The sequence below is a fragment of the Prochlorococcus sp. MIT 1327 genome, assembly GCF_047304785.1.
Classification (GTDB): domain Bacteria; phylum Cyanobacteriota; class Cyanobacteriia; order PCC-6307; family Cyanobiaceae; genus Prochlorococcus; species Prochlorococcus marinus_D.
The window spans coordinates 435,142-453,070 of record NZ_CP138972.1 but is presented as its reverse complement, the minus strand read 5'-3'; the positions used below and the strand labels follow the sequence as shown (position 1 = coordinate 453,070).

Genomic DNA, 17,929 nt, shown 5'->3' with positions numbered 1-17,929 from the left:
CCGTGAAGATTGTGTGCCAGATCGACCCTGGGTCGCCGTATGTCTCGTTCCCAGCGACTGGTTCCTTTGCTTGCAGCTCTTGGTTTGTATGGCGCGTCTATCAGCGGTGGCTTGATGCTGCCAGCTCCGGTTAAGGCACAGAAGCAGGGAACGATGGAGCTGAAGTTGCGACGCTCGCAAGACAGCGTTGAAGTCATCATTGAAGGTGTGGGCCCGCAGCCCGTTGTGCAGCAGCGACAGAGTGGTCAAAACTGGGAAGGTCGATTGACTACCCAGGGCAAGCCTGGACTGCGCCGTGGTCCACAGCAAGTGTCGATGCCGCAACTGGGGCTGCAATCTGTGAGCCTTGCAGGATCAGGCGAGAGCTATCAATTAAATGTTGAAGGGGTGGCCGGCAGGCCGTTGCTGGAACCATTGGTTAGTGCCGACGGCCGCAATTTGATCCTTAGCTTTCCTGGATTGACGGCTCAGGCTACGCAAACTGGACGATTGGATCTACGCACACCAGGGCGGGTCCCTCAGGCGTCTTATGTACCGCCTTTGCGACAACGTGCTGTAGCGCCTCCACTAGGAGATATGGCTGTGGGCACCATGGTGCTGAGTAACCGCAGTTTTGTGCAGGTGAGTGGTCCTTCAGTGACTCTGACCTTGAACAATGCTCCTGCGAAAGATGCCTTGATGTCTCTTGCTCAATTGGGAGGCTATGGATTCATTTTTGTAGGGGATGATTCCGAAAGTGGAAACACGACTGGAGTGGACACATCAGCAGATGCGCCAGTCAATGGTGGGAATAAGAAGGTGTCGATGGCTTTTCAAAATGAGAGCTATGCCCGTGCCCTCAATGGGGTGCTGTTGGCATCAGGGTTACAGGGCAAGCTTGATGGCCGCACGTTGCTTGTTGGCAATGCCGTTGCGAGCAAAACATTTGGTCCTCAGGTTTCGAAGGTGTATCGGTTGAATCAAGCAAGTGCTGCTTCTGCAGCTGACTACTTGGCCAGCCTCGGAGCTGCGATCAGCAAGGTGAATATCGTCAGCATTACATCTGGCAACGCATCATCCGCAGGCACATCTCAGCTCAGCAATCAGGTTTCACAAACGTCTTCTAAGACGACGAGTATTGAAACTTACGGAGCATCAGCTGGCCCTCTCAGGGGTCTTACAGGTACAACTGATTCTCGCTTGCAAACAATCACATTGGTAGGGGATTCGCAATTGGTTGCTGTGGCGGAGAGCTATCTCAAGCAGATCGATCTGCGTTCTAGACAAGTGGCCTTATCAGTGAAGATATTAGATGTTAATTTAGACAATGATAGCGAAATGGAAAATAGCTTTTCAATTCGGTTTGGCGATAATTTAATTGTCAACGATAATGGCGAATTATTGGCAGCATTCGGGAGCAACATGCCTGCCAATAAAGAGACTTTTAGCTCTACAACAGTAGAGACTGAAAGTGAGGTAAGCACAACCAATACTACAGGCTATAATTATGGATATGTTTACGAGCTGACACCAACAGGTGAATCTACTGGGCGAATAAAGTTTGATGAGGCAGGCCTCCCTATCAAGGCGGAGGGCATGCAGTTCGATGCCTCTGGTGCCGTCATTACTAATGGTGGTGCTGGCCCAACTCTGTACGACATTGATACAGCCTCGTCATCCAACACCTCGACATCGTTAGCTGCAGGAGCAAGCACTCCAAATCCCGCCTCTAATTATCAGGATCAAGTTTTTTATGACTTCCTGAGAGCGCAAATTGTATCGTCTAATACTAAGATTATGGCTTCACCCACGTTAATACTATCCGAGAGTTCAGAGAGTATTCCTGGAGAGATCGGTCGAGACAATGCCAATGAAGCATATGTACGTCTTGGCGATAAAGTTGTCACTGCATTTAGTGTCACATCAGATGAAAATGGCAACATCTTTTGCGAACCAACATTTGAGACTGCCGGCTTATCTCTTGGTGCAATGGTCAGCAAGATTGATGACAATGGCTTCGTCACCTTTACACTAGAACCCAATCTTTCGGCTGTGGTTGGCGAACCAGTTCAGCAGGGTCAATGCGGAAGCATTACAACTGTAAATGAGCGGATTCTGGAAACTGGTGCTGTCCGCGTTCGCGATGGACAAACTCTGATACTTACAGGTGTGATCAGTGATGCTGATATTCAGGTGGTTAGAAAATGGCCAATTCTTGGAGATATTCCTGTGATTGGCCAGTTCTTTAGGCAGACCAGTGGGAAAAAGAGCAAGAGTGAACTCGTGATCATGGTTACGCCTCGTATTATTAATGACGAGCGAGGGGGAACTTACGGCTATGGCTATCAACCTTCTACTAAAGCAACACGCAATTTAATTTATTCCCAGTAGTTCAACACAATCAATAGTCTTTCATTTTAGGCTTTTAAAAGGCGAGGGGTGATAAAAACTTCACTGCTATGGGTAGCAACTGTTGAAACAAACCAGTGGCACTGTTAAGTATCGAGCTGCCAACTCCATTGCCTCCTCGTTGGGCTGGATCTTGTTTCACTTGTTCTGCACCATCTCGTAGTTGTTTGGCAATTTCAGGTTGTTCTTGTTGTTCGTAGAGCTCAGCGGCGAAGGCAAAATCTCTTGAGGCCAATTCTCGTTTCGCTTGTTCGGCTCGAGTGATGCCGCGGGCAACCCATGTGATTGCTGCATCCGGTCGACGCATTAGGGCTTTATTGAAGTAGTCCTCTGCTTCTGGATAGCGACCTTGCAAAACTTCCTCCACACCAGCGTTATGGAGGGAGGCATAGTCGCTAGCCACTGCTTGTACTCCCTTGGCATCCTTCCAGTGACTACTAGACAATCCGTTTTCGTCCAGTTTTGCGCCACTGAGATCGGCTCCGATCAGATCAGTTCCTGTGAGCGTGGCACCTCTGAGATCGGCCCCACGTAATGAGGCATGGCGAAGGGTGGCAAAGCTCAGATCAGACCCGTTTAGGTTGGCTCCATCAAGCTGAGCGCGACCGAGGTCGGCTCTCTGCAACTTGGCCTTTTCAAGGTTGGCCGCACGCAGATCGGCATGCATCAGATCGGCATCCTCAAGACTGCAACTCATGCAGGTGCCTGTCTCCAGCAGTTGCACGAGATCCTTGAAGTTGTTTTCAGCTCCACTGCGTTGAGCAATGCCAAGGATTGCAGTGCTGCCAACCAGGATCACCATGAAAGCGGTCAGACGACGGCGCATCGTTTGAGCGATTAGAAATTTGCTTTGCCATTGCTTTCTATCGGCTTTTTTGAGCACGTCGACTCCCTCCCACTCGGCAGGATGGTTTGTTGTTATGGGTCGCCATTGACTTGAGCTCCGCTCCCTCCCTTCACGGTGGCAATCGCATTGATGAGGCGCAACGGCTGGGTTGTCGACCGGAGCAGCTTTTGGATGCCAGTGCCTCTTTGGTGCCTTTCCCTCCATCGCGAGCTTTACAAGGGTGTTTAAGAAGGGCTCTAACTGACAACACGCTGAGGGATTATCCGGATCGCAGCCATCAGCGCTTGCGAGACGTGATCAGCAACTGGCATGGGGTTGATCCCCTGATGGTGTTGCCGGGAAATGGCGCAGCGGAACTGTTCACCTGGGCCGCTCGTGATGCGGCGTTTGAGGGCGTGAGTGGCCTGCCTAGTCCAGGCTTTGCTGATTACGGCAGGGCTCTGAGGTGCTGGCAAGCCTGCCAGCAAGCTTTGCCACTGCCCCTCTCCTGGTCTGGTGAGATGCCTCAGCCTTTTCCGCTGCTATCGGATACCGATGTTCTTTGGATTACCAATCCCCATAACCCTACTGGTCAGTTGTGGAGCAAAGCAACGCTTGAACCGTTGCTAGCGCGTTATCAGCTGGTCATCTGTGATGAAGCGTTTTTGCCATTGGTGCCCGATGGGGAGAGCCAGTCTCTTGTTTCGCTAGTGGTCAACCACCCCAATCTTGTGGTGATTCGCAGTTTGACAAAGTTGTTTGCTGTGGCCGGATTGCGTTTGGGTTATGCCATTGGCACGCCTGAACGTTTACAACGTTGGCAGCAATGGCGAGATCCATGGCCTCTTAATGGATTAGCGATTGCTGCAGGGATTGCCTTAATGGCGGATCGTCCTGCCTTCGAGCGGTGGATAGCGCGGGTCCAGGAATGGGTTGGTCAGGAAGGTCTTTGGATGCAAACTCAGCTGCGTTGCCTACCAGGGATCCGGTCTTATCCATCTGCCGCCAACTTCTTGTTGATTCGTGGCGATGTCTCCCTTGTGCCATTAAGAGAGAGAATGGCACATCGGCGCGTGCTGTTACGTGACTGCCGCTCCTTTGCAGAACTTGGGGAGCGCTGGTTGCGCATTGGTTTGCAGCAGAGGTCAGGCAATCGCCGCATCCTTGCTGCGTTCAAAGCCCTGCTCCGATGAGTGGCTTCAGCAATGTCACCAGCAACTGGTCTGCCTCACGCACTGCCAACTTCATCATGCCTTGCTTCATGGGCATTAAAGGGTTTCTGGCAGCAGCGTCGCCGCGTAGGCGAGGTCCCATGAGTTGTTCCAAAGCATGACCAAGAGCCCGATGTTCGGCTGCATGTTGATGCACGATCACGGCAGCCCCAAGCGCAGCGGCGCAGGCTGCATTGGCCTCTTGATGCTGGTCTGCCGCTTGGGGGAAGGGCACCAAGATGGCTGGGGTGCCACAGACGGCCAATTCACTCAGGCTGCCGGCGCCCGCACGGCTGATGGCAAGATCGGCATGTTGCAGCAAACCAGGCATCTCATGGCTGAAAGGCTGTTCCACCAGGTTGGGGTGATCGAGTTCTCCTACATCTGGATCGTTGTTGCCGGTGAGATGCACCACGCGACAACCGGCCTCCAGCAGCGATGGCAGTGCGCCTCGCACCATGCGGTTGAGTCCGACGGCCCCTTGACTACCACCAATCACCACCAGCAATGGGCCATCACCGCCAGGAACCCAACGCGGCAAGGGCTGTGGCGAAAGGAATGCCGAGCGCACCGGTGTTCCTGTGACCACAGCTTTGCTGCCTGGGATGCGCTTGGCAGCAACAGAGAGGCCTACAGCCACGACCTGGCAGAAGCGGCCCAATAAGCGCGTCACTCGTCCGGGGATGGCATTGGATTCGTGCAGCACCACAGGGATTCCGCACCAGCGAGCCGCCAAGATTGCTGGTGCAGCGATATAGCCCCCAGTGGTGAAAACAGTCTGGATGCCTTGCTTTCGCAGTAGCTTTCTGACCCGGCCAGTGGCAGCGAGTAATTGCAGCAACTGCACCAACTTGCGCAGGCCGCGACCTTGTAAACCTCCGGCGCGCACAGTGGTCAGCTCATAGCGTTCTGACACCAGTTGGGTTTCTAGGCGATCTGGCACTCCCAGCCAGCACACGCTCCAGGAGCCGGGCAAGGCTTCGGCAACAGCTAGTGCTGGAAAAAGATGGCCACCGGTGCCGCTTGCAGCAATCAGAAGCCTGGGCATGGCAGTGGGCAGAGCATGAAGGTGCGGCCTAACTTATCGGCAGTGCCCTCCAGCCTCCAGTGCGTCATCTCAAGCCAGTCGCTTTGGCCTCCAGTCTGCTGGCATTGTGCTCAGCGTTGATGCCATTGATTGGCAGGGCTGCAGATGCTGTGCCTCTCAGTAGCCGATTGCAACAGGCTCTCAATACCCCTGGAGGTGAAGCCCTCAGAGATCTGCTCGCAGACGAATATGCATCTGATCTGGAAAGTCGTTTTCGCATTTTCTCTGCCAAGTTTCCTGATGCCCGTTGGTCTGTTCGTCCTGCCAAACCTTTAAAGGATGGACAGCCGACCTTTGAAGTTGAAGTGCGTGGTCGTCGTGAAGCGGAAAGCCTGAGCTATGCCCTTGAGGCCAACCAACGCTTGGCATTGCTCACTGAAGGCAAACTGATCACTGGTGAAGAAGTGATCAGCGAGCAATCGATCCTGCGTAGCGCCAGCAAACCTTTGCCGATCAGCCTGTTGATTCCTGATGCGGTGCTCACAGGTAGTCGTTACGACGTTGACGTGATCTTTGATCAGCCCTTGGGCCATGCGATGGTTGCCGGTGGCTTGATTGCTCTTACGCCTGCACAGGTCAGTCTTCAAAGCACGCCTGATATCCAGCTGGCACCGATGCATGGTGGTGGAATCTTTAAATCCGTGCAGGCCCCGTTCACGCCCGGCAGCCAAACATGGGCAGCGATGTTGGTGCATCCTGATGGCGTGATCACAGTGACCAAGCGTGTGCGGGTGGTAAGCAATGAAGACGAACTGATCCCTTGAGTATTGGTTCGCGTAAATCTTCTTCATTGCCGTCAGCGGTAGAGATGGGATGTCTTGATTGGCGTGATCAAGTCATGATTGCCTAGGCGTGAAGATCAAGGAGAGGTTGTTGGCAGGCATTTCAATCACCTCATTCAACAAGAGGCCTGAATTGACACCAAGACGTTCTACATCTTCGAGTTCACGCACTCCCCAACTTAGATCTTGCGTGCGCAGATAATCATCAAATCTGGCATTGCTTTCACTCGTGTGAAGACCATTACGCTTGTATGGCCCATAGAGAATTAGTGGTGCAGAGTTGCCCAGCAATTGAGCAGCTTCTTGGACTAAAGATTCACAACAATTCCAAGGAGAAATATGAATCATATTGATGCAAATAACCCCACAAAGATGATCAGTTAATCCATCAGGCAGTTGCCAGGGGCGCGCGTTGACATCGATCTTGAGGGGTGGGGGCATGGTCTGTTCAAGCTGCTCAAAATGGATCCAAGCATTGATGCTGCGAAGATGCATTGGATCAATGTCGCTGGTATGCCAAATGAGCTTTGGGAACAGTTTTTGAAAAGCAACGGCATGTTCGCCACTGCCACTTGCAAGTTCCAACACTCTCCCATCGCTTGGCAGCGCCTTGCTCAGAACAGCAGCAATTGCATCACGGTTCCTCTCTGTTGCGGCAAAGTGAAGACGATCTTGATAGGCATCAACGCGTTCATTCATGGATAAGTTTCCACAAGTTCTACAGCGCTCAAAGGCAGGACTCCAAAAAGATGAGGGAAAAGCTCCCCGGCTGATGAGGGTTCGGCTCGAAGCGGCATTGTCAGTTGCTCTGGGTTTAATTTCAAGCTAAGCACCTGGCCTCGATCACGATAAAATTGATGATAAGTAGACTCAAGTTGATGCTGATAGCTCAAATGGATGAATCCAATCTCTTTGAGTTTTAATCCGCGAGTAGAGAATTGATAAACCCCTTGATTGCATGCGTCTTGCCAGTCTTCAATCAAAGCCAGATGAAACAATGGTTGATCTGTTTTAACTAAACTTGCATCAACAGGGAAAGTCCGCGGTTGATGTGCTGGCAGCCAAGGCTTGACTGGTGTCATCAACCTTGTAAACAGTGGATGTTGCAGAAAAGCTTGCAACCATCTTTTGATGGCTTGAAGATCTTGATCGCAATCAAAGCTTGATGGATCAGCGAGGCGGTATTGACGCACAAAAGGCCATAGCGCCCAGTCTGCAAGGCTTTGAGATTTTCCGACCAGCCAACCATTGCGATCCTTTGATTCTTGTTGTACCAGTCGCGCATTCCACTCCACAAGAATGTCTCTAGCCATGTTGTGATGCTCTTCAGCATCTTCTCCTTTAAACCTGCAAGCATATTTAAAGCGATCTAAATGATATTTAAAAGGGCCATCATTCTGTTCGATAAGCTGCTGAATTGTTTTTTGTGCTCCGGTTTTTCCGCTGCGTAGCCCATCAAAGGGGTCAGCTTGCTGAAGAGCCCAGTGCATGACATCAATGCTTTCATCAATCACTGTCCCATCTGCAGTCAACAGCACTGGCACGGTTCCTTTTTGAGAAGCCTGCAGCAGCTCTGGCGGCTTATTTTTCAGGGCCACTTCACGCAAGGTCACCAAAAGACCAGAAACCAAAAGAGCCCATCGGGCTCTCATTGCATAAGGGCAGCGACGGAAGCTATACAACAACGGATTCGACATCAAGCTCAAGGCACTGGATAACTTGATTGGTGATGCAGGCTGTCATTTTTTACCATGGTGGGAAGTGAGTTGTTAGGTGCGCGTTCTGTATCTTAAGTCGTTGCATTGAATTGGTTTGTGTAGCCTAGCTGATCAATCAAATATTGCTAATGCCATCACTAATCCCTTCTGCACGTATCAGTTGGAGTTCGTGAAGTAGTAGATCACAAATGAACATTCAGGCTGAATCTGTTGGCTTTCATTTGAAATAAAGATCAGCCTTCAATTGAAGCAGTATTAACAACTGATTCATCCTGCCGAAGGCTAGATCAAGATTGCTGAGATTCTGCCTGTTGGTGATCAAACCACCTCCTCAGCACTGATACATCTTCCTCGCTATGGCCGTGTTCAATCAAGCTCTCCTCCATGGATTTCACTTGGCTTGTGATGGGCAGTTGTAGTCCCACGCGTTCTGCCGTTTCCAGGGCAATGCCGAGATCCTTGTGATGTAAAGCCAGCTTGAAGCCGAGCGGATAGTGATCTTCAAGCATCGCTGTTGATCGGTGCTTGAGGGCCCATGAGCCTGCGGCACCATGCTGTAAGGCTGTGATCACCTCCTGCATCGGTAGACCCAGCTGCTGCCCTAGCGCGATTGCTTCTGCTAAGGCGGCATAGCTACCGGCCACTAGCACTTGGTTGAGCGCCTTCACCTGCTGGCCCCGTCCCACCGGACCGAAGTGATGAATGGTCTCACCGATCACCTCCAGCAGTGGCTGCACCCTTGCCAGAACTTGTGCGCTGCCACCAACCAAAACGGTAAGCGTTCCTGCTCTGGCCCCTTCAGTGCCTCCGGTTACCGGTGCATCCAGATAGGTCACCCCTTGCTGAGCGAGTCGCTCAGCCATGGTGATCGACGTTGCTGGGGCAATCGTCGAGAAATCCACCACAACGGCGCCGGAGCTGAGCATAGAAGCTGCTCCCTGAGAACCAAAAAGAACCGCTTCTACTGCTTCATCATCGCTAACGCAGATCAGTAGAGCCTGGCTATCTGCTGCTGCTTCTGCTGGTGAGCTGCAGGAACGGCTTCCTTTCAAAGCCAAATTCAGTTCAGCCGCACGACTGCGGCTGTGAACCTTCAGCTCATAACCCGCAGCCAGCAAATTGGCAGCCATGGGTAAACCCAATGCGCCAAGGCCAACAAAGGCAAGGCTAGACCTTGGGCTTAGCTGAGCTTTGCTCATGGTTGTCAGTCGAGCTACTTCGATTGTTACTACTTCGGCTCAACATTGGCAGTTGCTTCAAACCTGCAAACTGAGGATCTTGCCTCATGATTCTCGACGAGCTTGACCTAAAAGAATTTGCAGGTTTGCACTCGGGCAGCTCAAAGCTTGCAAGGTGCTGAATCGTCTAGTCAGTTGCAGTCTTCTTCGCTGTTCATGCACCTTGCGATTGTTGGGATGAAGGTTCGCTATCAGATCGGTATTGCGCCAGAAGTTTGCTCGAGAGCTCTTATCAGAGCTAATGAATGCGGGGGCCATTGCCGTCATGCAAGGCAATGGCCCGATAAGACAAGCGAGGCCTTTGCTTAGGCGTCGTCGAGAGCGGCGACACCTGGCAACACCTTGCCTTCCAGCAGCTCAAGGCTGGCGCCACCACCGGTAGAGATGTGGGACATCTTCTCGGCGAGGCCGGCCTTCTCAACAGCAGCCACGGAGTCGCCACCACCGATGATTGTGCAGCAACCCTTGCCACTGAGGTCCGCCAAGGTTGTGGCGATGGCATTGGTGCCGGCGGCAAACTTGTCAAACTCAAACACGCCCATGGGGCCGTTCCAGATCACGGTTTGGCAGTCAGCCAATGCGTCTTGGAAGAGATTGATTGAGTCGGGGCCAATGTCCAGTCCCATCCAACCATCGGGAATGGCGTCGATGGATACGGTCTGACTATTGGCGTCGGGGGCGAAGTCATCGGCTAGAACCACATCAGTGGGCAGAAGCAGTTGAACCCCCTTGGCCTTGGCCTTGGCCTCTAGCTCCTTGGCGAGTTCCAACTTGTCCTCTTCCACCAGACTCTTGCCGACTGAAAGGCCACGCGCTTTGTAGAACGTGAAGATCATGCCGCCGCCGATCAGCACCTTGTCGCACTTGTCGATCAAGGCTTCCAGCACGCCGATCTTGCTGCTGACCTTGGACCCACCCACGATCGCTGCAAGGGGTCGCTTAGGGTCGTCGATGGCACCTTGCAGATATTGAAGTTCCTTCTCCATCAGGTGGCCTGCAACACTGGGGTTGAGGAATTTCGTGACCCCTTCGGTAGAGGCGTGGGCACGGTGTGCAGCACCGAAGGCGTCATTCACATAGGCGTCAGCAAGTGCTGCGAGCTTTTGGGCGAAGTTGCCATCGTTTTTTTCTTCTTCTGAGAAGAAGCGCACGTTCTCGAGCAGTACGACATCTCCATCGGTCATGGCATCGACCTTGGCTTCGGCGTCGCTACCGACGCAGCTTTCGGTCTTTGTCACGGTTTTACCGAGTAGTTCGCTGAGGCGTTTTGCTACTGGTGTGAGCCGCATGCCTTCGTTGATTTGACCCTTTGGTCGGCCAAAGTGAGCCGAGAGGATCACCCGAGCACCTTTGTCGATCAGGTCATTGATCGTGGGCAGGGCAGCGCGGATGCGGGTGTCATCGGTAATGGCTCCGTTCTCGTTGAGAGGCACGTTGAAATCAACCCGAACCAGCACACGCTTACTGCGTAGGTCCGCTGCGCTGAGACTGGACAGTGAACGCTTCGCCATGAGGGTTGTGCCGTACGGTAAGAAAAACCCGCTGAGATTAACCCGTGTTTTGTTTGGCTGGTTGCCTTGATGGGCCGGCGCACTGATCTGGTTGGCGCTAAGACAAGGTTGAAGCAAGCATTTAGTTCAAACACATGTTTGAAACCGTTCTCTTCCCGATTGATCAGAGCCGGGAAGCGATGGAAACAGCCAGCAAGGCTTTGGAACTGGCTAGAAGCCATAACAGCCGTTTGATCATCCTGTCTGTGGTCCAGGCTGAGCAGCCTGAAATGCATGATCCTGAGGCTGTGGCAGTTCTGTTGAAACGGGCTCGAGAACAAGTCGAGCAGGCTGGGATTGCTTGTGAAGTGTTGGAGAGAGAAGGTAAGCCTGCCTTCGTGATCTGCGATGTGGCTGATGAATTAAATGTGGATGTGATCGTGATGGGCACGCGCGGTGTCAATTTGGATGGCGATAGCGAGAGCACAGCAGCCCGGGTGATCCAGTTGGCCCCTTGTCCGGTGCTGGTAGTGCCGTGAGCACTCCAACAATTCAGTGGTATCCAGGCCACATCGCTAAGGCGGAACAACAGCTCAGCAAGAATCTCGACAAAATTGACCTTGTCATTGAGGTGCGGGATGCTCGCATCCCGATAGCCACTGCTCATCCGCAGCTGCAGCGCTGGATTAAGGGCAAGCAGCATTTACTAGTGATCAACCGCCGCGACATGATTTCCTCTGCGGCTCAACAATCTTGGGATCGTTGGTTCCGTGACCATGCCCAAACCCCCTGGTGGTGTGATGCCAAGGCTGGCACAGGTGTTAAGCAGGTTCAACAAGCAGCCATACGAGCTGGGGATCAGCTCAATCAGCGCCGCCGCTCCCGTGGTATGCGACCACGCCCTGTAAGGGCCCTCACTTTAGGGTTTCCCAATGTGGGCAAGTCCGCCCTGATCAATCGTTTGGTCCGTCAGAAAGTTGTGGAGAGTGCTCGTCGCGCCGGCGTGACCCGCACCCTGCGCTGGGTGCGCTTGGGTCAAGACCTTGACTTACTTGATGCCCCCGGCGTTTTGCCACCCCGCCTCGATGACCAACAGGCTGCTTTGCATCTCGCCCTTTGCGATGACATCGGCCAGGCCGCCTATGACGTTGAGTTGGTGGCCCTCGCGTTGCTGGAGACACTGACTGTGTTGGAGAAGCAAGCGGCGGCTGGGGTGGTTGCAGGGATCCTTAAGCAGCGTTACGGCATCAACTTGGCCGGTGATCAAGCTGATGCCCATGCTTGGTTGATGACTGTTGCCGAACGCCACACCTCGGGTGATACAGGGCGAATGGCCCAACGGCTTTTGGATGACTTTCGCCGAGCACTGTTAGGGCCGATCGCACTGGAGTTGCCGTTGCCATGACATTGGACGAACGGACATTGGCGTTCGGGGAAGGTGAGGGTGAATTGCTGAAGCTGCACTACCCCAAGCCCTTGCCGATGCGACTGGATCGTTGGCTTGTGAGCCAGCGATCGGAGCAGAGCCGTTCACACATCCAAAAATTTATTGAGGCTGGTCTTGTGCGTGTAAACGGCATCACCGGGCGAGCTAAGACTCCTTTGCGTCAAGGCGACGAGGTGGAGTTGTGGATGCCACCACCGGAACCGCTGCCCTATCTACAGCCGGAGGAGATGCCGCTGGATGTGCTGTTTGAAGATAAACATCTGATCGTGATCAACAAACCTGCGGGCCTCACAGTGCATCCAGCTCCAGGCAATCGAAACGGCACGTTAGTGAATGGTCTTTTGCATCATTGCTCTGACCTGCCTGGCATCAGTGGCAAGTTGCGACCAGGCATTGTGCATCGTCTCGATAAAGACACCACTGGCTGCATCGTGATTGCCAAGAGTCAGGAGGCATTGGTGAAACTGCAGGAACAGATTCAGAAACGCATTGCATCGCGCAACTATTTAGCTGTCGTGCATGGCGCTCCTTCTGGCGAGCAAGGCACGATCATGGCAGCGATTGGTCGCCATCCGGTGGATCGCAAAAAATATGCCGTGGCAACTGAAGACGGAGGCCGTCATGCTTGCACCCATTGGACGTTGGTTGAACGATTAGCTGACTATTCCTTGCTGCGTTTCAAGCTTGACACGGGGCGCACCCATCAGATTCGTGTTCATTGTGCACACATTGGTCATCCAATAGTTGGTGATCCCATTTACAGCCGCTGCCGCAAATTGCCGATGGATTTACCTGGCCAGATCCTTCACGCAGTGCAGCTTGGCTTAGATCATCCACTCACCCGTGAGCGGATGATCTTTGAGGCACCTTTACCAGATCTATTTGAGAAGCTTTTGACAGTGTTGCGTCGACGAACAGGCCCAACCTAAGTCTTGAATGGTGCGAGATAATTGCACCTACTCCAGACTCAAAAGATTTTAGTTTTATTTAATGACTTCGTGTCAAGGGCAACAAGCTGCTATTCACTTGATTTTTGGCTTTTTCTGCTTTCATTAGACCAATGCCAAGCACGTCTTTAAGTTGTTCGATTGTGATCACTGTAAATTGATCTGTTTACTCAGATAGTCGCTGACTGCCTCAAGTATTAACTCAAAAAATCATTTTTCATACTATCAATTCCTGAACTTTTGGCAATACTGTTGACGGGAACCAATTGAGAGCAAACACATCCCAGAACGCCTAAATTGTATGTTAAGTCTTTAATTTTGGAGATAATACTCTAGTTCGAAAGACTTTATTTAAGAACTTGTCGTTATTTTGGCATGCCTTTAAGGCATTGTTGTTGGCAGTCTCGGGCAGGCTTCTACGAGTGTGCGGGTAATCGCTGCTTGGGGTTTCTGAAGGAGCTGATCGCCGGGTCCTTCCTCAACGATTTGCCCATGGTCGAGCACGATCAATCTGTGGCAGAAACCACTGGCAACCGAGAGGTCGTGGGTGATAAAAAGCATCGCTAGCCCCAATTCTTTCTGAAGCTGACGCAATAGAGCCAGCACCTCGGCTTGGATTTCCGCATCCAGCATGCTGACGCTCTCATCGCAAATCAGCACCTTCGGTTTTAAGGCGAGGGCTCGGGCAATGGCGACGCGTTGTTGCTGGCCGCCAGAGAGCTGGCGAGGCAGTCGATCTTGATAGTCCTCTGCTGGGCTGAGGCCCACATGCTCGAGTAACTTCCGCCCGTTTTGCCTTGCTTCGGCTCGGCTTGTCATTCCATGGATGAGTAGTGGGTCGGCGATGGCTTCTGCGATCGTCATTTTTGGATTGAGGCAGGCGAGGGGGTCTTGAAAAACCATCTGCAAGGCCTGGCGGGCTTGCCTTAATGGCTGTCCTTGCAGGCTGAGCAAGTTGTGGCCTTGGAGATGCACCTGACCACCCCGGATCGGCGTAAGACCCATGAGAGCCCGGCAAAGGGTGCTTTTGCCGCAGCCAGATGCTCCAACCACACCAAGGCTCTCGCCAGCACGGATGTTGAAGCTCACTCCATCAACAGCTTTGAGCCAGGTCGGAGCCCAGGGCCAGCCTCCCAGAGCATGCCAACAGCGCAAGGCATTGACTTCTAAAACGACCGCAGCGGTATTCGAGCAAGTTGGAGTGCTTCCGCCTTCACGCGCCTTGGCCGCACCCACCAGCCGAGTGCCGATGGCTGAGCGGGGATAAGAAAGCAGCTCGTCGCTCCGGCCCTCTTCCACCATGCGCCCCCCATCGAGAATGGCCATGCGCTCGCACCAGCGAGCTGCCATCGCCAAGTCATGGCTGATCAACATGAGAGCACTGCCGAGCTCCTCGCAGAGGTTGCTGAGTTCGGCCATAACCTGACCAGCCACGGCGACATCAAGGCTGGTGGTGGGCTCATCGGCGATGACCAGAGGGGGATTGAGGGCGATTGCTAGCGCAATGGACAGCCGCTGACGCATGCCGCCACTGAATTCATGGGGGTAAGCGCGGAACCGGTTCACCCCGATTCCCACTCGCTCCAGGAGTTCCTCGGCCCGCTGCTCTCGCCAGCTGGGGGTAGCTTCTGGTTGGTGGGCGTTGAGAGTGTCAAGCAAATGCTTTCCCACCGTCATCAACGGATTAAGGCGGGTCATTGGATCCTGAAAAATCAGACCTACCGCTTCACCACGCAGTTGCCGCAATCGCTTCTGTTGCAATGGTCTTGGATCTTGGCCGGTCAGTAGCAACCCCCCCTGGCAAATGCTGCCAGGCGGAAGTAGATGCAGTACGGCTTTGGCCACGGTGCTCTTGCCGCAGCCTGAAGGGCCCACCAGGGCGAGTCTCTCTCCTGACTTGATGCTTAGGTTCAGTCCATCCAGTGTCCAATCAGCGCTGCGGGGATAACGCATGCGCAGTTGGCTGAGCTCGAGTACCTGCTCTGAAGAGCTGGGCATCGTTAGTAGCACGGAGTCTTGAGACTGAATACCATGGATTGATCCGCTGGGTCGGATGCCCAACGTCACCACTGCCCCAAAGTCAACACAGGCCAATGCTGGCTGTGGTTCAGAGGTGTGTGGTTTGCCCGAGATCAGGACACATCCGTTCAGCAGTGTTGATGACTACGGCATTGCCTTGCCGGAATGGTTGAAAGACTGTATTAAGCACATTCCTCCTGGGCTTGGGCAGAGTTGCCCAATCGATTCAGAAGCCCTACTTGCAGCAGCTTTTGATTTGGCCTTTCAGCTACATGAGGGGCAATTTCGAGCCAGTGGTGACCCATATATCGTTCACCCCGTGGCAGTGGCTGATCTGTTGCGGGATATCGGCGCTAGCGCCAGCGTGATCGCTGCAGGTTTCCTTCACGATGTGGTGGAAGACACCGATTTAACCCCAGAGCAACTGGAAGATTATTTCGGCGCTGAAGTACGGGAACTGGTGGAAGGCGTCACCAAACTGGGGGGGATTAATTTCACGAACCACACTGAGGCCCAAGCTGAGAACTTGCGCAAAATGTTTCTGGCAATGGCCAGCGACATCCGCGTGGTGCTGGTGAAATTGGCCGATAGGCTTCACAACATGCGCACGCTTGGCTCATTGCAGGCTGATAAGCAGCAGCGCATTGCTCGTGAAACCCGCGAGATATATGCACCTCTAGCCAATCGCCTCGGCATTGGTCGCTTCAAATGGGAACTCGAGGATTTGGCCTTCAAGCTTCTTGAACCTGAGGCTTTCCGAGAGATTCAGCAAGAGGTGGCTACCAAGCGCAGTGAACGGGAGAACCGTCTGGCGAACACGGTTGAACTGTTAACCGAACGACTGGCCTCTGCGGGGCTTGATACTTGTGAAGTCAGTGGGCGGCCAAAGCATCTCTATGGCATCTGGAGCAAGATGCAGCGCCAACAAAAAGCCTTCCATGAGATCTTCGATGTAGCGGCTTTGCGGATTATCGCTCCCAGTGTGGAGACGTGTTACCGCGCCTTGGCTGTCGTGCATGACACCTTCCGGCCTATTCCCGGACGTTTCAAGGATTACATCGGTTTACCAAAGCCCAATGGCTATCAATCGCTACATACGGCGGTGATCGGCAAGCATCGGCCCATTGAGGTGCAGATTCGTACTCCAGGGATGCATCGTGTGTCTGAATTCGGCATTGCAGCTCATTGGGAGTACAAAGAAGGTAGATCCCCAGCGGCCGCTAATAAGGAGCGGTTTAATTGGCTTCGTCAGCTAGTGGAGTGGCAACAAGAAGGAGGCAATGCTGACCACAACGACTACCTTGCTTCGATCAAAGAAGACTTGTTTGATGAGGAGGTGTTTGTATTTACTCCTAAAGGCGATGTAGTGGGCTTGCGCAAAGACTCAACAGTTGTTGATTTCGCCTATCGGATTCATTCAGAGGTTGGCAACCATTGCCATGGTGCGCGCATTAATGATCGTCTTTGTCCATTGTCGACCTCATTACAGAACGGTGATTTCGTGCAAGTTCTCACCAGCAAAACAGCGCATCCAAGCCTCGATTGGCTGAACTTTGTGGCTACTCCCACAGCCCGTAATCGCATCCGTCAGTGGTATAAGCGAAGCCATCGTGATGAAACGATCCAACGGGGGAAAGACCTTTTGGAGCGTGAACTCGGTCGCAATGGTTTTGATGCCCTGCTCAGTAGCGAAGCGATGACTCGCGTGGCAGAACGCTGCAATTTACCGGTTACAGAGGATTTGCTTGCGGCGCTTGGTTTTGGAGCTTTGACCTTGCAGCAAGTGCTGAATCGTTTGCGAGAAGAAATCCGTCTTCAGACTGTCGAGCCTGAGCAACCACTCAGCAATGTCAATGTTGCGAAACGGCTTGTGGCTCAAGTGGAGTCAAGCCCAGCCAGGCTGTCTGCGTCTGATGGCGTACCGATCCTTGGCGTGGAGGGCCTTGATTACCGCCTGGGCGGCTGTTGTAGTCCGCTGCCAGGAGAAGCGATCCTTGGCACGGTTGCTCTTGGTAATCACGGCATCACGATTCACCGGCAGGATTGCGTCAATGTTGGCTCGATCCCAAGTGAAAGACGATTGCCGGTGCGCTGGAATCAAGGTGCCTTCATCGAAGGCGAGAGATTCCCAGTGCAGTTGCGTATTGAAGTGATTGACCGAGTGGGAATTCTGAAAGACATCCTGATGCGTCTTTCAGATCACCACATCAATGTGAGTGATGCCAGGGTTAAAACATCCTATGGCAAACCCGCCTGCATTGATTTGCGGGTTGAGCTCAACAGTGCTGCTCAGCTGGTCTCAATGATGGATCAGATTCGCTCGATGGCCGATGTTCTCGATATAGCCCGCACTGGCTTGAGCTAGAACAGCGCGATGTAAACAGGCAAAAGCCACTGGGAGTCTCTTAGTGGCCGTTCCTTTCTTGGTTGAACTTGGTCTCTACGTCTACTACCGGGAGGCATCTCTGCCATATGAGCAACTGTTTCGCATCGTGCCATTCCTTTATGGGTCTAGCTCCATGCCCTTTCTACATAGCCATTCCCCTGCGTTGCTGCTTCAGGCCCTCAAGCGTCTTGGCTGATCTATTCCTTGCCTAATGACTTAGAGGTTGTCTCTACGTGCTGTTTCCCAAAGCATGACTGCAGGCAATACAGCGCGCATTGAGAAGCCTGGGGATTGTTATCTCTACGGCGATTCCTCTGATTTCTAAATGAGATCAGAGCAATGGAATCGTAAGCGATGCTTTTGATCAGTCAACTTAGTCTTAGATCTTCT

General features: G+C 52.9%; 16 protein-coding genes. 8 read left to right on the top strand and 8 right to left on the bottom strand.

Features of this window, described 5'->3' with window-relative positions:
- Nucleotides 1-39: 39 nt before the first annotated feature.
- Complete coding sequence (locus SIB80_RS02095; RefSeq protein WP_063420625.1) at nt 40-2,370, top strand: type II secretion system protein GspD; 2,331 nt, start codon at nt 40-42, stop codon at nt 2,368-2,370.
- A gap of 34 nt (nt 2,371-2,404) precedes the next feature.
- On the opposite strand, the gene SIB80_RS02090 is transcribed toward SIB80_RS02095, so the two are convergent.
- Complete coding sequence (locus SIB80_RS02090; protein WP_063420855.1) at nt 2,405-3,214, bottom strand: pentapeptide repeat-containing protein; 810 nt, start codon at nt 3,212-3,214, stop codon at nt 2,405-2,407.
- 110 nt (nt 3,215-3,324) lie between these two features.
- Between SIB80_RS02090 and SIB80_RS02085 the strand changes: the two genes are divergently transcribed.
- Nucleotides 3,325-4,407 (top strand): pyridoxal phosphate-dependent aminotransferase, encoded by a 1,083-nt coding sequence (locus SIB80_RS02085; protein ID WP_169246964.1) that lies wholly within the window; start codon nt 3,325-3,327, stop codon nt 4,405-4,407.
- Here SIB80_RS02085 and murG read toward each other — a convergent pair.
- Nucleotides 4,388-5,473, bottom strand: a complete 1,086-nt coding sequence (gene murG, locus SIB80_RS02080; protein ID WP_063420626.1) for an undecaprenyldiphospho-muramoylpentapeptide beta-N-acetylglucosaminyltransferase — start codon at nt 5,471-5,473, stop codon at nt 4,388-4,390. The two genes, SIB80_RS02085 and murG, sit on opposite strands and share 20 nt — an antisense overlap.
- Nucleotides 5,474-5,592: 119 nt before the next feature.
- Here murG and SIB80_RS02075 point away from each other — a divergent pair, with 119 nt between their 5' ends.
- Nucleotides 5,593-6,276: a hypothetical protein gene (locus SIB80_RS02075; protein ID WP_063420857.1), complete on the top strand. Its 684-nt coding sequence runs from the start codon at nt 5,593-5,595 to the stop codon at nt 6,274-6,276.
- Between the two features lie 72 nt (nt 6,277-6,348).
- Here the strand turns inward: SIB80_RS02075 and SIB80_RS02070 are convergent, their stop codons facing one another.
- From SIB80_RS02070 to SIB80_RS02050, 5 genes are all read right to left on the bottom strand, one after another.
- Complete coding sequence (locus tag SIB80_RS02070; protein ID WP_063420627.1) at nt 6,349-6,993, bottom strand: DUF938 domain-containing protein; 645 nt, start codon at nt 6,991-6,993, stop codon at nt 6,349-6,351.
- Complete coding sequence (locus tag SIB80_RS02065; protein ID WP_063420628.1) at nt 6,990-7,991, bottom strand: DUF952 domain-containing protein; 1,002 nt, start codon at nt 7,989-7,991, stop codon at nt 6,990-6,992. The genes SIB80_RS02070 and SIB80_RS02065 overlap by 4 nt, the downstream gene beginning before the upstream one ends.
- 308 nt (nt 7,992-8,299) lie before the next feature.
- Nucleotides 8,300-9,211: an NAD(P)-dependent oxidoreductase gene (locus SIB80_RS02060; RefSeq protein ID WP_063420629.1), complete on the bottom strand. Its 912-nt coding sequence runs from the start codon at nt 9,209-9,211 to the stop codon at nt 8,300-8,302.
- Between the two features lie 84 nt (nt 9,212-9,295).
- Nucleotides 9,296-9,508 carry a hypothetical protein gene (locus SIB80_RS02055; protein ID WP_063420630.1) on the bottom strand — a complete coding sequence of 71 codons (213 nt, stop codon included), beginning with the start codon at nt 9,506-9,508 and terminating at the stop codon, nt 9,296-9,298.
- A 47-nt stretch (nt 9,509-9,555) separates the two neighbouring features.
- The gene (locus SIB80_RS02050; protein WP_063420858.1) at nt 9,556-10,761 is read right to left on the bottom strand and encodes a phosphoglycerate kinase; all 1,206 of its coding nucleotides are present in this window, start codon (nt 10,759-10,761) and stop codon (nt 9,556-9,558) included.
- Between the two features lie 134 nt (nt 10,762-10,895).
- Here SIB80_RS02050 and SIB80_RS02045 point away from each other — a divergent pair, with 134 nt between their 5' ends.
- Genes SIB80_RS02045 through SIB80_RS02035 form a run of 3 tightly spaced genes read left to right on the top strand, consistent with a single transcriptional unit; the run spans nt 10,896 to nt 13,116 of the window.
- On the top strand, nt 10,896-11,279 hold the full coding sequence (locus SIB80_RS02045) for a universal stress protein (RefSeq protein WP_063420631.1): 384 nt from the start codon (nt 10,896-10,898) through the stop codon (nt 11,277-11,279).
- Nucleotides 11,276-12,145, top strand: coding sequence for a ribosome biogenesis GTPase YlqF (ylqF, locus tag SIB80_RS02040; RefSeq protein ID WP_063420632.1), 870 nt, complete (start codon nt 11,276-11,278; stop codon nt 12,143-12,145). Before SIB80_RS02045 ends, ylqF begins: the two co-directional genes overlap by 4 nt.
- Nucleotides 12,142-13,116: an RluA family pseudouridine synthase gene (locus SIB80_RS02035; RefSeq protein ID WP_063420633.1), complete on the top strand. Its 975-nt coding sequence runs from the start codon at nt 12,142-12,144 to the stop codon at nt 13,114-13,116. Before ylqF ends, SIB80_RS02035 begins: the two co-directional genes overlap by 4 nt.
- 399 nt (nt 13,117-13,515) lie before the next feature.
- Here the strand turns inward: SIB80_RS02035 and SIB80_RS02030 are convergent, their stop codons facing one another.
- Nucleotides 13,516-15,132: an ABC transporter ATP-binding protein gene (locus SIB80_RS02030; protein ID WP_063420634.1), complete on the bottom strand. Its 1,617-nt coding sequence runs from the start codon at nt 15,130-15,132 to the stop codon at nt 13,516-13,518.
- A 55-nt stretch (nt 15,133-15,187) separates the two neighbouring features.
- On the opposite strand from SIB80_RS02030, the gene SIB80_RS02025 reads away from it, so the two are divergent.
- Both SIB80_RS02025 and SIB80_RS02020 read left to right on the top strand, forming a co-directional pair.
- Complete coding sequence (locus tag SIB80_RS02025; protein WP_413681494.1) at nt 15,188-17,518, top strand: RelA/SpoT family protein; 2,331 nt, start codon at nt 15,188-15,190, stop codon at nt 17,516-17,518.
- A 43-nt stretch (nt 17,519-17,561) separates the two neighbouring features.
- Entirely contained in the window at nt 17,562-17,735 is a 174-nt protein-coding gene (locus SIB80_RS02020) for a hypothetical protein (protein WP_169189826.1), read from the top strand.
- Nucleotides 17,736-17,929: the final 194 nt, after the last annotated feature.

Bases quoted from the DNA above. Each gene is read 5' to 3' on its own strand.
- SIB80_RS02095 (WP_063420625.1), top strand. From the start codon at position 40: ATGTCTCGTTCCCAGCGACTGGTTCCTTTGCTTGCAGCTCTTGGTTTG.
- SIB80_RS02090 (WP_063420855.1), bottom strand. From the start codon at position 3,214: ATGCGCCGTCGTCTGACCGCTTTCATGGTGATCCTGGTTGGCAGCACT.
- murG (WP_063420626.1), bottom strand. From the start codon at position 5,473: ATGCCCAGGCTTCTGATTGCTGCAAGCGGCACCGGTGGCCATCTTTTT.
- SIB80_RS02075 (WP_063420857.1), top strand. From the start codon at position 5,593: ATGCCATTGATTGGCAGGGCTGCAGATGCTGTGCCTCTCAGTAGCCGA.
- SIB80_RS02070 (WP_063420627.1), bottom strand. From the start codon at position 6,993: ATGAATGAACGCGTTGATGCCTATCAAGATCGTCTTCACTTTGCCGCA.
- SIB80_RS02065 (WP_063420628.1), bottom strand. From the start codon at position 7,991: ATGTCGAATCCGTTGTTGTATAGCTTCCGTCGCTGCCCTTATGCAATG.
- SIB80_RS02060 (WP_063420629.1), bottom strand. From the start codon at position 9,211: ATGAGCAAAGCTCAGCTAAGCCCAAGGTCTAGCCTTGCCTTTGTTGGC.
- SIB80_RS02055 (WP_063420630.1), bottom strand. From the start codon at position 9,508: ATGGCCCCCGCATTCATTAGCTCTGATAAGAGCTCTCGAGCAAACTTC.
- SIB80_RS02050 (WP_063420858.1), bottom strand. From the start codon at position 10,761: ATGGCGAAGCGTTCACTGTCCAGTCTCAGCGCAGCGGACCTACGCAGT.
- SIB80_RS02045 (WP_063420631.1), top strand. From the start codon at position 10,896: ATGTTTGAAACCGTTCTCTTCCCGATTGATCAGAGCCGGGAAGCGATG.
- SIB80_RS02035 (WP_063420633.1), top strand. From the start codon at position 12,142: ATGACATTGGACGAACGGACATTGGCGTTCGGGGAAGGTGAGGGTGAA.
- SIB80_RS02030 (WP_063420634.1), bottom strand. From the start codon at position 15,132: ATGCCCAGCTCTTCAGAGCAGGTACTCGAGCTCAGCCAACTGCGCATG.
- SIB80_RS02025 (WP_413681494.1), top strand. From the start codon at position 15,188: ATGCCCAACGTCACCACTGCCCCAAAGTCAACACAGGCCAATGCTGGC.